The organism is Acaryochloris marina S15 (genome assembly GCF_018336915.1).
In the GTDB taxonomy this organism is placed as follows: domain Bacteria; phylum Cyanobacteriota; class Cyanobacteriia; order Thermosynechococcales; family Thermosynechococcaceae; genus Acaryochloris; species Acaryochloris marina_A.
In genome coordinates, this window is the sequence record NZ_CP064923.1 from 3,530,707 (window position 1) to 3,543,008 (window position 12,302).

Consider the following 12,302-nt stretch of genomic DNA (forward strand, 5'->3'; position numbering starts at 1 on the left):
TGAGTAACCGCTTAGAAACGGATTTGTTATTGATTCATGCATGTTGCCTCTAGTTGTGAACAATCTCCAAACTCTCCAACGCTTACTCCAATTAACGAGTCCGACTTTACCCGTCGGGGCCTATAGCTATTCCGAAGGTTTGGAATGGTTAGTTGACCAGGGAACGATAAACAACGAATCCCATTTGTGGACATGGTTGCTTCAAGAGCTAGCCTATGGCTCCATTCGTATGGAAGCTGCGGTCATGGTTCGTGGGTATCGGGCCAACACAGATTTGCAAACATTGCAGTACTGGAATGCCTGGTTATCTGCGGCTAGAGAAACGGAAGAGTTGAGGCTTCAAAGCTTACAGATGGGGCGATCGCTGTTGCGATTATCTCAAGCGTTGCAAGATCCAGAAAACTCTAGCTCCGAATTGATCGAGGTATGGGAGAAATTGCGCATAGAAGGATGCAATTTTGCGATCGCATTTGGTCTCACCGCCAACCTCTGGCAAATCCCCCTAGAAGCTGCCACCCTAGGCTATCTCCACAGTTGGGCCACTAATCTCATCGGTGCCGGGATTAAACTTATACCCCTCGGACAAACCTCAGGGCAAAAACTACTTTTTCAACTTCAACCCCATTTGGAAGCAGCAACTCAATCGATTTTGCTCCTCGAAGATGAAGATCTCTGCAGTTGTGGATGGGGACTGGCCCTGGCCAGCATGGCTCACGAGACTCAATATAGTCGTTTGTTTCGCAGTTAAAAAAACACGTCTCCCAAGGCTTGTAAGATACTGGCAGCCTTTTTTAGTTCATCAACCTTTGAAATTCTAGGACTGACCTCATCATGAATTCCCTTCGAGTTGGGGTTGCTGGCCCCGTTGGCTCAGGCAAAACGGCATTAGTAGATGCCCTCTGTAAAGCAATGCGGGATCAGTACAATCTGGCCGTTGTCACCAACGATATCTATACCCAAGAAGATGCTCAGTTTCTGGTGCGCAGTCAGGCCCTAAGCCAAGACAGAATCTTAGGGGTCGAAACAGGCGGATGTCCCCATACCGCTATCCGCGAAGATGCTTCCATTAACCTAGCTGCGATCGAAGATTTAGAGCAGCAGTTTTCTCCCGATATTGTCTTTGTCGAAAGTGGGGGAGATAACTTAGCAGCTACTTTCAGTCCCGAACTCGTCGATCTCACGATTTATGTCATTGACGTCGCGGGTGGCGACAAAATTCCTCGTAAAGGCGGACCAGGGATCACTAAATCTGACTTATTGGTCATCAATAAAATTGATCTTGCTCCTTATGTTGGGGCCAGTCTCCAAGTCATGGAGGAAGATACGAAAAAAATGCGGGGTACTAAACCCTTTGTCATGGCTAACCTTAAGGAACAGGATGGTCTTCCCGCAGTTAAGGAGTTTGTCGTTCAACACATTCCGCCAGTTCCCAATAAAAAGCGGTAATCAGCAAAGCCAATTACCGCACAGTTGAGTGAGTCAGGAGTTAAACCATGAAGCTAACTCCCGGAGTTAAAAACCTAGAACACTAGAACGAGAACACGACCCGAAGCAAGCCCTGATAGAGGTTGGGCTCAATACTGCTACTGTTGGGATTCAAAATAGCAGAGAAAATGGGGCTAATGGTGATGTTGTCATTCACTGGGAAACGATAGAAGGCTTCGAAGTTAATTTGGTCTTCATCGTTCACCCCTACCGCTTGAGGCAGATTGTTCATGAAAGGCATGCCAGCGGAAACCGCAAATAAGGAACCCGGTACTAACAAATCGTGAATACCAGCACCTGCCTGCCAAGTTTGGGCATCAAAACGCCCCACATTACCCGCAGCAAACGGAATGGGGTTCGCGACGTTATTGCCATTGGCAAAGGAATAAGCGTAACGGCCAAAAATGCCGAACTGACCAAATTTTGCTTCTGCATTGACTCCCACAACATTTTGGCTAACACCAAATGTTTCAGAATTCGTATATTGCAGCTTCACGGCATAGTTGGAGTCATCGCCTAACTCACCGGTATATTCCAATTCAGCCGTCGCTTGGTAGGGATCACCAAATAGGCCACCATCATTGGGTGGGCCTGTGTTAACTGCGGAGAAACCATTCACCGCAACATAGGCACCCCGTAAAGACACAGGACCGCCATTGAAATTCCAGTCAAAACCAGCACCTGCACCACCTAAGAAGTTGGTGATGTAAGGAGTAATCAAGGGGTTATTGATCAAGAACCAGGTACTGAAACCTGTAAACGGGCTGGTGTAGCTGTTGCCGTCAATAATGTCTGTTGGATAATACAACGGTGCCACCGTTACCGCTAAATCTTCGATGGGCTTAAAGGTATAGGCTAAGCGGTAGAGGGTCGCATTATTGGGTAGGCCAGCAAAGTAATACTGACCTGGGTTGAATAAAGGTGCACTTTGGGCGAAGGGCAGTGTTGCAGTACTCCCAACCTGGGCATTGGAGAATAAATCTTGCCCGTTATTACCAAAGAACAACGTGGTTTGTAAGAGGTCATCTCCAGAAAAGCTGGTATTGAAGCTCATGTAAACAGAGCCAATCGCACTTGCCCGAGAGTCTGCCAATTGGTTGACGCCAGGCGTTAAACCATCGGAAGAGTTATCGAAAGCTCGGTTGTCTGAATCACCAAATTGGGCCGTAAAAACAGCGTCAACACTCAATTTAGTCGTAGTGGAGAACTGTTGGGCTTCAACGGTGGCGACCCGAGCCTCAAGGCCGTCAACCCGTCCTCTCAAAGTCGCAAGTTCAGCTGCAAATTCATCTTGCAGAGCCTTCAGGGCATCCAGATCTTCCTTCGTGGCAAAGCGATTGCTGAGGTTGTCTAGACAGGCGTTGACTAAAGCTGCAGCTTCCCGACGAGACATGGCTCGCCCCGGACGGAACGTACCATTGGGGTAACCGGCAACACAGCCATAGCGCTCGACTAAGGACTGAATGGCCTGAAAAGCCCAATCATCAGGCTGAACATCCGATAACTGAGAAACCGAGGTTACTTGCCCCACGGAATCAGTTTGGGTTTCCTCCATCAAATCTGCAACAGAAGAAGACACTGGAGTAGAGTGATTGGCTAATTGTAAGGACTCTACTTCTGCAACTGTAGTGCTAGAAGTCTCATCAGACTTGATATCAATCTCTTCTAATACCTCAGGGGTAGTAAAGAGGGCTTGAGCTTCCTCACTATCATCAATCTCAGAGTTGAGAGCTAACTCCAAAGAGGGGATCGCAGTGATATCTGCTTGCACTTCTTCCAAAGCGGTGGGTTCTACTGCCCCCACAGCAGTAGGCAACAAACATGCCCATAAAGCGAGAGATGAAAAAACTAGGGATTTATCCCGAATACTGGTCATATAAAAATCCTCACACACACCTAGAACTTCGATTCAGAACTTGAATCTGTTCTTAAAACTTAAACATTTCATCAAAAGCAAGAAACTGACTGCTTAGCCACAGACACTAAATACAAATAATTTAGGTGTTATGGAAGCTTTTGTGTGTTAAATCAGGTCGACATTAGTCTATAAAAACGTATCAATTGGCTATGGAACTGTAGCCAGTTAGACAAAGCACTAGCCTTTAAACACTTTGGTCATATTGCTTAGATGACAATTTCCTAACTCTTATATTAAGGCAGCCTTAGTAGATCCTTAATATAAGTCCCCCAAATACAACTACGGTATAGCAGGTATTTTTTTTGTAAAATACAATACAAATTAAAGAACAATTAAACTTGTGATTTCTTGGAATCTAAAAAGACTGATACCCAAGAAATATATGAGTGCTTGAATAAGTGAACTTTGGCGATATATTTTGAGGGCGTTGAGTAATTTCATTATAAAAACTCACTTCATATATCACATATTGTCAGCCTTGCCAAAGATTTTCTTTAGAGCTATGAAAAGAATATTTCTCAACGGAACTTCAAAGCTAAAAATAGAATTGCATTAATTATTGAAGATATTTCTCAATTATTAGCTTGAGATCAAAGAAATTTGTGAATTCCTCATGGTAGTGGCGAGTAATAGACAAGCTGAAGAGAAGATATCTTAGCCGAACTTGAGTATCAATAGAGGTATGTGAGTATACTCCAAATGGGCAATTTATTCTAAAAAAAACCAAATTAGGTGTTTAGCTAGTATTAGCAGATGTTGAGCTTTATAGCGATACTCAATGGCTTTAGTGACTATGTTCTAACGCCAGGAAAAACCTTGGAATTTAACTTTTTGTTAATAAAAACAATAAATCTTCCTAGTCTTTACAGAGCAAGGGTTATAGGCGATGACTTATTTCATAAATAGGAAGAATAGCAGATTTTCTGTATCAGAGATAACATTTTTCTTGCAGGTTAAATCTCTAGTATTTTCTGTTACAGGTCATGTTGCCAGGAATCAGCAATCATTTATATTGTGCTAATCAAAGACCAAAGCAACTGAATTAGGGGGAAGATCGAAACTGTTTCTTCGGAGATTGAGAAAAAATTGACCACCTAGACATGTGATGCTAGCAATCTGTTAATCAATAAACATGTCTGTATTTATCAAGTTACTTTGTTTTGTGGAGTGAATCGGTTTATGGCCAGAGGATTTGGTCGGCGCGAATTCCTAATTATGGGTTCCGTCGCTTCAGGGAGTGTGCTGCTCAAAGCCTGTACACCCGGTAGTCAGGACAGTGGAAGCACAGATGGTGGTAGTCCTTCCGGTGACACCATCAAGGTGGGGATTCTCCACTCTTTGAGTGGCACCATGGCAATCAGCGAGAAAAGTGTTGTAGACGCTGAGAAATTAGCCATTAAAGAAATTAATGCAGCAGGAGGCGTCTTAGGGAAGCAGATCGAGGCCATTACGGAAGATGGTCAGTCTGACTGGGATAAGTTCTCAGAAAAAGCGAAAAAGCTGATTGAACAAGACAAGGTCGTGACCGTCTTTGGTTGCTGGACCTCTGCCAGTAGAAAAGCGGTCAAGCCTGTATTTGAGTCCAAAGACCATATGCTGTGGTATCCCGTTCAATATGAAGGCCAAGAATGCTCCAAGAACATTTTCTATACGGGCGCAGCACCTAACCAGCAAATCGAGCCTTCTGTTGATTGGCTGCTGGAAGAATACAAGGGCAAGCCTTTCTTTTTAGTGGGGTCTGACTACGTTTTCCCCCGTACTGCTAACACCATCATCAAAGCTCAGCTAGAAGCGAAGGGTGGTAAGCATGTGGGTGAAGAATATATCCAACTGGGTAGTACGGATGTCACTCCTGTCATTGCCAAAATCCAAGCTGCCCTCCCTGAGGGTGGTGTCATTTATAACAGCCTGAATGGCGATACGAATGTTGCCTTCTTTAAGCAATTGCAAGGTAAAGGGCTAGGCCCAGATAAATACCCCTCTATGTCAGTCAGTATTGCTGAAGAAGAGGTGAAGGCCATTGGTGTTGAATACCTCAAAGATCACTATGCGGCTTGGAATTACTTCCAAACCGTTGATTCTCCTGAAAGCAAAAAGTTTGTAGAAGCTTTCAAGAAGGAATATGGTGAGGATCGGGTCGTTAATGACCCTATGGAAGCGTCTTACATCATGGTGTATCTATGGAAGCAGGCTGTAGAGGAAGCAGGTACTGCTGATGATCTAGAGAAAGTAAGAGCTGCTGCTATTGGCCAAGAATTTGCAGCACCGAATGGTCCTGTTAAGGTTGCGGGCAATCACCATATTTCCAAGACAGTGAGAATCGGCAAGATTGGAGAGGATGGTCTCTTTGAAATTGTCAATTCCACCGATGGTCCTGTGGAACCCATTGCTTGGAACCAGTTTGTGAAAGATACCAAGGGATATGCCTGTGATTGGTCTGATCCCAATAAAGGCGAGAAATATAAGATCTAAGCCTCGCCTACCGTTATCAACAACCTTTTAACCATGAGGAGATGCTTTGCTCACTTCGTTATTGGATGGTTTGTTTGATGGCATCAGCATAGGCTCAGTGCTGCTTTTAGCGGCATTGGGCCTTGCCATTGTTTTTGGCCTCATGGGTGTGATCAACATGGCCCATGGGGAATTGATGATGATCGGTGCCTATACAACATTCGTTGTCCAGAATGCCTTTAAGTCCTTTGGTCAACCTTGGTTCGGTGCCTACATTTTTGTGGCATTGATCTGTGCTTTCTTCGTTACTGCTTTATTGGGGCTAATTCTTGAAAAAGGGGTGATTCGCCACCTCTACGGCAGGCCGTTAGAGACACTACTGGCTACCTGGGGCGTCAGCTTAATCCTGCGACAGTTTGTGCGGAGTGTGAGCTGGGTAATGGTGCTGGGATTAGGCGTTTTTTGTGTCCTTTATTTTGGGGCTATGGCCATTCTTTCTCGAAGGCCAAACGTCGAAAAGATCCGGGGTTGGGCGCGTACTGTTTTAATCCCTCTCTCGGCTGGAATTGCCTGGTCAGCCGGTAACATGCTGGGTCAAACCTATCAGCTAGCAGCGACCAAACCTTGGTTCGGTGCACAGAATGTAGATGTTACTGCACCAGGTTGGCTGCGCAAGGGGATCAAGCTGGGTACCTATCAGCTACCCTATGTCCGTTTGTTTATCCTGGTGTTGACGATCGTCTGCATCCTTGGCATGTACCTATTTTTGCAACGCTCTGCCTGGGGACTTCGTATTCGAGCGGTCACTCAAAATCGGAGTATGAGTGCTTGTTTAGGCATTCCCACAGAGCGAGTGGATGCCCTTACCTTTGCTTTAGGGTCAGGGTTGGCAGGGGTTGCGGGCTGTGCAGTCAGTTTATTAGGCTCAGTGGGTCCAAATACAGGCCAGAACTATATTGTGGATACCTTTATGGTTGTTGTTGTGGGGGGGGTTGGCAAGCTAGTGGGCAGTATTGTAGCGGCAATGGCTATCGGCATCGCCAATTACATGATTGGTGCTGATGCCCTGAGTCCGCTAGTATCCTGGTTCCCCCAATTAGCAGCTGTTCTACAGTTCTTTGCCAACGCTAGCATGGCGAAAGTCCTTGTCTTTGCTCTCATTGTTACGTTCTTGCAATTCCGACCGGCTGGCATATTCCCCCAAAAAGGACGCATGGTAGATGCTTAAAAGCAGCATATGATTACAGATTCTCCTCCCGTAAAGTCCTCATCTGCCATGCGCCGACGCTCTTTGGTGATCGAAGGGGTGATTGTGGTTGCGATCTCACTTCTGATTCTGTTTGGGGCTCCTCAATTTCTGACAGCCATCGGTCAAGAATTTCGCATCAATATGCTAGGCCGCTTTATGGCCTTAGCGATTGTAGCTTTGGGAATTGACCTCATCTGGGGCTACACCGGGATGCTGAGCTTAGGCCACGGCATCTTTTTCTCCCTAGGGGGATATGCCCTAGCTATGTTTCTACAGCTCCAACTCCCAGAAGGTCAGCTCCCAGAATTCTTCACCCTATTTGGTGTAGATAAGCTTCCCTGGTTTTGGCAACCGTTTCACTCCTTGCCCTTTACCTTGATGGCAATTGTATTTATTCCTGCCACCATTGCTGGCCTGTTAGGCTACCTAGTGTTTCGCAACCGTATTCGAGGCGTTTACTTCTCGATCCTTACCCAAGCATCTCTGATTGTCTTCTTTAACTTTTTTAATAGCCAACAGAAGCTAATCAACGGCACAAATGGCCTTAAAACCGATACCACTAAAATATTTGGGGTCTATGCAGGATCAGATCAAGCCCAGTCTGTTTTCTATACCCTCACGGTCCTTTTCTTAGTACTGGCCTATTTCCTCTGTCGTTGGTTGACCAGTGGCCGGCTCGGTCGGTTACTGATCGCGATTCGGGACGACGAAAGTCGGGTGAGATTTTCTGGATATGATCCAACGGGATTCAAAGTTTTGGTATTTGCCGTATCAGCCGGTCTTGCAGGAATGGCAGGGGCGCTCTATACCGTCCAATCTGGGATTATCTCTCCCAAAACCATGGATATTGCCTTTTCCATTGAGATGGTGATTTGGGTCGCGGTTGGGGGAAGAGCCAGTTTAATTGGTGCCATTTTGGGAGCATTGATCGTTAATTTTGCTAGAAGTATCTTGACTGAGCAATTCCCAGAAATTTGGCTATTTTTTCAGGGGGCATTGTTCTTGGTGGTGGTTACGGTCCTCCCCGGCGGATTTATCGGTTGGTTACGAAACGAAGGACAGGAACTGTTTCGATCTTTAATTGGGCGACCCCGACGAGTGATGACTTATCCCAGTTTGTCTGAAGATCCGGAAGTGGAGTATGAGCGACAAAATCTTAGAAATTGAAAATGTAACCGTCAGCTTTGAAGGATTCAAAGCCCTCAATCAGCTCAACTTCAGCATGGAGACAGGAGAGCTGCGGGTTATTATTGGCCCCAATGGAGCAGGGAAAACCACCTTCTTGGATGTGATTACGGGCAAGGTTCAACCCACGACGGGGAGAGCACTATTCAAAGGTAAAAACCTCCGAGCCAGATCCGAGCACAATATCTCTCGACTAGGAATTGGTCGTAAGTTTCAAACGCCGCGGGTCTATTTACAACTCACCCCCCGGGAAAACTTAGATTTATCCTGCAATCGTCATAAAAATGTGCTGGCAACCTTAATGGGACACCCTTCAGGACCAGAACGTCGCACCGTTTCTGGCTTGCTAGAAACCATTGGCTTAACGACAAAGGGAGATATTCCAGCAGCGCTGCTGTCCCATGGCGAAAAGCAGCGCCTTGAAATTGGCATGTTGGTGGCTCAATCCCCCGATTTACTACTGGTGGATGAGCCCGTTGCTGGCCTGACCGACGAAGAAACAGAGAACGTTGGCGACCTATTGCTCACCCTGGCCAAAAGCCACTCAATCATTGTGATTGAGCATGACATGGAATTTGTCCGCCAGATTGCCAGACAAGTCACGGTGTTACATCAAGGCAGCGTCTTGTTTGAAGGCAACATGGATGAAGTACAAACGAATCCCCAAGTGATTGAAGTCTATTTGGGACAGCCGGAGGAAGACGATGGTTAATCAGGCATCATCCCAGACTCACTCCCCCCAGGCTCTACTGGATATCTCGAACCTCAACGTTTACTATGGCGAGAGCCATATTCTCCGCAATGTTGATTTGAGCGTTGGCCCTGGAAAAATGGTTTGCCTCATTGGTCGGAATGGCGTGGGCAAAACCACCTTACTCAAGACGATTTTAGGGTTGCTGTCTCCCCGGACGGGCAACATTGTGTTGGAGGGACAGTCAGTCCTGAATAAAACCTCCGATCAGCGGGCTCGGCTGGGGGTGGGGTATGTCCCTCAAGGTCGGGAAATTATTCCCAGTCTCACGGTCCAGGAAAACTTACTTTTAGGACTAGAGGCTCGACCCCGAGGTCGAAAAAAAAGTGACACCATCCCCGAACAGGTCTTTCAACTCTTTCCGGTCTTAGCCAGTATGTTAGGCCGAATGGGAGGAGATCTCAGTGGTGGCCAACAGCAGCAGCTAGCCATTGCTAGAGCATTAGTGGGAAAGCCGCGCCTATTAGTCCTCGATGAACCCACAGAAGGCATTCAGCCATCGATTATTCTAGAAATTGAAGCCGCTGTGCGACGGATTGTTGAAACGACAGGAGTCTCTGTGCTCTTGGTTGAACAACATCTTCACTTTGTGCGCCAGGCAGATTGGTATTACGCCATGCAGAAAGGGGGCATCGTTGCATCTGGTTCAACCGATGAGCTGAGTAATCAGGTGATCCAGGAGTTTCTTGCTGTTTGACCCTTGTATGCCTGGGCTGGCCCAATAACAATTGAGACAAATGCTATCTGACCTATAAACATGATTTTAGAGAGATAAGCGAATAAAACGCTAGAATTGCAATTCGTTCCTAATTGACCAGCACTTTACGCTGTCATAGGGTTCTATGCGTCCGGATATAGTGATGAGTCAATTCAAAGTATACGGCGATATATATTCTGGTAACTGCTATAAGGTCAAGCTACTCATGTCTCTACTGGAGATAGAGCATGATTGGGTTCATATTGACATTCTGAATGGCGAAAGTCGGACCAATGAATTTTTAGCAAGGAATCCGAATGGTCGTGTACCTGTATTGGGGCTTCCAGATGGGCGATGGCTGTTCGAGTCGAACGCAATCCTTCATTTCTTAGCCCAAGACTCATGTTTTTTGCCCATAGATCCCTATGGCCATGCCCAAGTACTGCAATGGCAGTTTTTTGAGCAATATAGTCATGAGCCTTATATTGCCACGTCTCGATATATCATTCGCTATTTAGGGTCACCGCCTGATCGGCAGGCGGATTTGGAGGCCCGCCGAGTCTGGGGATATGCCGCCTTAGACGTGATGGAAAGCCATCTTGAAAAGCAAGATTTTTTTGTGGACGAGCACTATTCCATTGCCGATATCTCCTTATATGCCTATACCCATGTCGCCTCGGAAGGAGGATTCTCCCTCAAGCCTTATAGCAACGTTCGCAATTGGCTACGGCGTATCTCTCAACATCCTCAACATGTGACGATGGAGCAATTTGCCCCTTAAGGCAGAGACTCAGTCATTCCACCATGAGCGACCAGAACTGATCTCAATGTCCTTGAGGGATATCGCTATTGACTAAGATTCTAGGGAGTCGATGCTTAAATCCACAGACAATCTCGTAGGAAATCGTATCCAGCGCCTCAGCCCAAGTTTCAGCAGAGATTGACGCCGGACCATCCTGACCCAAAAGGGTGACCACCTCTCCTACCGGTAAATGGGGAAAGTCACTGACATCCACCATGAGCTGGTCCATGGTAATGGCTCCAATTTGGGGAGCCAATCGACCCCGAATCATCACATCCATTTGGTTAGATAGGGACCGGGGAACCCCATCGGCATAGCCAATACCGACCACTGCAACGGTTAAAGGATGCTCTGTGGTGAAGGTATGGTTATAGCTCACCCCTGATCCGGCGGGTAAAGTCTTGATTTGGGTAATCCGAGCTTTGACTTCCATAACAGGTTGTAGCGAAACCGTCTGCTGGAAGTGGGACGCAGGATATAAACCATATAGTGCCAATCCCACTCGGACCAAGTCGTAGTGAAATTGGGGACCTGCTAAGGTTGCCGCTGAGTTGGCGAGATGGAGTTTGGGTAAGGGAATATCCTGGGCTTGGATACGGCTTAAGACGTCCTGTAATCGACTTTGCTGCTGCAGCATAAAGCTAGAGTCTGCATCATCGGCCGTTGCTAAATGGGAATAGATACTGGCAATCTTGAGATTAGAAAGACGGGAGACAAATTCAATAAAGGTTGCCCCCTGCTGCCAAATGGGCCCCAAGCGAGACATACCCGTATCAATTTTGAGATGCACTGGCAAAGGATGGTGCAAATGCCGAGAAAAGGTCAGGGCTTGCTCTGGGCTACATAGGGTAGGCTGCAGTTGCCAGCGGACGATAGCTTCTATCTCTTGAACAGTATGGGTAGCCCCAAGAACTAGAATAGGCCCATCGATCTCGGCCTGGCGCAGTTCAATTCCCTCCAAAATGGTGGCAACCCCTAACCAAGTCGCACCATTCTTCAAAGCGGTTTGGGCAACCGTCACTGCACCATGCCCATAGCCATCTGCTTTGACGACAGCCATTAATGCAGTTTGGGGCAACAATTGCTGTTTGATTTGACGAACATTGTTCTCTAGCGCTTTTAGATCAATATTGATCCAAGCGCGTTCACAAGCCAATGTCCCAGGGGATGTATGCTTTACCATTCCTGAATCCGGCACACTGATCGAATCTTAGCCTGCGGAGGAGGCTGCTTGATAGTCCTTGAGGTATTGTTGATAACCAACTGTCGCTAACTGTTCCTGTTTGTCCTGAACCATTTCTGAGAGAGAGCGACGATAGGCGATGACCTGCTCTTGGAGTGCTGGGCGCTGAGCAGCCAATATTTGGATGGCCAATAGACCGGCATTTTTGGCATTACCAATGGCGACGGTGGCCACGGGAATTCCCCCTGGCATTTGGACAATAGAGTAAAGGGAATCCAACCCCCGTAAGTGGCGGCTGGCTACGGGAACGCCAATCACGGGTAAGGGGGATATAGCTGCCACCATCCCCGGGAGATGAGCTGCACCCCCGGCACCAGCAATGATCACTTGTATTCCCTGTTGGTGGGCCTGTTGGGCAAATTCCACCATGCGGTGAGGCGTACGATGGGCGGAAATGATTTCCACATGGGGGAGGATCTTAAAGTCTTCGCAAACTGCGATCGCAGCTTGCATCGTCGGTAAATCAGAATCACTGCCCATAATGATGGCAACTTCAGGATGACTCAAGGGCTCTTCTTTCC

Annotated in this window: 11 protein-coding genes; 8 read left to right on the forward strand and 3 right to left on the reverse strand. The window is 47.0% G+C overall.

Annotated elements, in window-relative coordinates; translation table 11 throughout:
• Nucleotides 1-40 precede the first annotated feature (40 nt).
• Nucleotides 41-748 carry an urease accessory protein UreF gene (locus I1H34_RS16355; protein WP_212662086.1) on the forward strand — a complete coding sequence of 236 codons (708 nt, stop codon included), beginning with the start codon at nucleotides 41-43 and terminating at the stop codon, nucleotides 746-748.
• An 83-nt stretch (nucleotides 749-831) separates the two neighbouring features.
• On the forward strand, nucleotides 832-1,446 hold the full coding sequence (ureG, locus tag I1H34_RS16360) for an urease accessory protein UreG (protein ID WP_212662087.1): 615 nt from the start codon (nucleotides 832-834) through the stop codon (nucleotides 1,444-1,446).
• Between the two features lie 82 nt (nucleotides 1,447-1,528).
• On the opposite strand, the gene I1H34_RS16365 is transcribed toward ureG, so the two are convergent.
• Nucleotides 1,529-3,361 (reverse strand): iron uptake porin, encoded by a 1,833-nt coding sequence (locus I1H34_RS16365; protein ID WP_212662088.1) that lies wholly within the window; start codon nucleotides 3,359-3,361, stop codon nucleotides 1,529-1,531.
• A gap of 1,221 nt (nucleotides 3,362-4,582) precedes the next feature.
• Between I1H34_RS16365 and urtA the strand changes: the two genes are divergently transcribed.
• The 6 genes from urtA (at nucleotide 4,583) to I1H34_RS16395 (ending at nucleotide 10,517) form a co-directional block, all read left to right on the forward strand.
• Entirely contained in the window at nucleotides 4,583-5,875 is a 1,293-nt protein-coding gene (gene urtA / locus I1H34_RS16370) for an urea ABC transporter substrate-binding protein (protein WP_212662089.1), read from the forward strand.
• A 46-nt stretch (nucleotides 5,876-5,921) separates the two neighbouring features.
• Nucleotides 5,922-7,082: an urea ABC transporter permease subunit UrtB gene (gene urtB / locus I1H34_RS16375; RefSeq protein ID WP_212662090.1), complete on the forward strand. Its 1,161-nt coding sequence runs from the start codon at nucleotides 5,922-5,924 to the stop codon at nucleotides 7,080-7,082.
• A 9-nt stretch (nucleotides 7,083-7,091) separates the two neighbouring features.
• Nucleotides 7,092-8,270, forward strand: a complete 1,179-nt coding sequence (gene urtC, locus I1H34_RS16380) for an urea ABC transporter permease subunit UrtC (RefSeq protein ID WP_212662091.1) — start codon at nucleotides 7,092-7,094, stop codon at nucleotides 8,268-8,270.
• Nucleotides 8,245-9,000 carry an urea ABC transporter ATP-binding protein UrtD gene (gene urtD, locus I1H34_RS16385; RefSeq protein ID WP_212662092.1) on the forward strand — a complete coding sequence of 252 codons (756 nt, stop codon included), beginning with the start codon at nucleotides 8,245-8,247 and terminating at the stop codon, nucleotides 8,998-9,000. The genes urtC and urtD overlap by 26 nt, the downstream gene beginning before the upstream one ends.
• Nucleotides 8,993-9,736, forward strand: coding sequence for an urea ABC transporter ATP-binding subunit UrtE (gene urtE / locus I1H34_RS16390; protein WP_212662093.1), 744 nt, complete (start codon nucleotides 8,993-8,995; stop codon nucleotides 9,734-9,736). The genes urtD and urtE overlap by 8 nt, the downstream gene beginning before the upstream one ends.
• Nucleotides 9,737-9,899: 163 nt before the next feature.
• Complete coding sequence (locus I1H34_RS16395) at nucleotides 9,900-10,517, forward strand: glutathione S-transferase family protein (protein WP_212662094.1); 618 nt, start codon at nucleotides 9,900-9,902, stop codon at nucleotides 10,515-10,517.
• Nucleotides 10,518-10,560: 43 nt separating this feature from the next.
• Here the strand turns inward: I1H34_RS16395 and alr are convergent, their stop codons facing one another.
• The gene (gene alr / locus I1H34_RS16400; protein WP_212662095.1) at nucleotides 10,561-11,721 is read right to left on the reverse strand and encodes an alanine racemase; all 1,161 of its coding nucleotides are present in this window, start codon (nucleotides 11,719-11,721) and stop codon (nucleotides 10,561-10,563) included.
• 27 nt (nucleotides 11,722-11,748) lie between these two features.
• The gene (purE, locus tag I1H34_RS16405; RefSeq protein ID WP_315874840.1) at nucleotides 11,749-12,288 is read right to left on the reverse strand and encodes a 5-(carboxyamino)imidazole ribonucleotide mutase; all 540 of its coding nucleotides are present in this window, start codon (nucleotides 12,286-12,288) and stop codon (nucleotides 11,749-11,751) included.
• Nucleotides 12,289-12,302: the final 14 nt, after the last annotated feature.

Bases quoted from the DNA above. Each gene is read 5' to 3' on its own strand.
- I1H34_RS16395 (WP_212662094.1), top strand. From the start codon at position 9,900: ATGAGTCAATTCAAAGTATACGGCGATATATATTCTGGTAACTGCTAT.
- I1H34_RS16355 (WP_212662086.1), top strand. From the start codon at position 41: ATGTTGCCTCTAGTTGTGAACAATCTCCAAACTCTCCAACGCTTACTC.
- urtC (WP_212662091.1), top strand. From the start codon at position 7,092: ATGATTACAGATTCTCCTCCCGTAAAGTCCTCATCTGCCATGCGCCGA.
- ureG (WP_212662087.1), top strand. From the start codon at position 832: ATGAATTCCCTTCGAGTTGGGGTTGCTGGCCCCGTTGGCTCAGGCAAA.
- I1H34_RS16365 (WP_212662088.1), bottom strand. From the start codon at position 3,361: ATGACCAGTATTCGGGATAAATCCCTAGTTTTTTCATCTCTCGCTTTA.
- alr (WP_212662095.1), bottom strand. From the start codon at position 11,721: ATGGTAAAGCATACATCCCCTGGGACATTGGCTTGTGAACGCGCTTGG.
- urtE (WP_212662093.1), top strand. From the start codon at position 8,993: ATGGTTAATCAGGCATCATCCCAGACTCACTCCCCCCAGGCTCTACTG.
- urtA (WP_212662089.1), top strand. From the start codon at position 4,583: ATGGCCAGAGGATTTGGTCGGCGCGAATTCCTAATTATGGGTTCCGTC.
- urtD (WP_212662092.1), top strand. From the start codon at position 8,245: ATGAGCGACAAAATCTTAGAAATTGAAAATGTAACCGTCAGCTTTGAA.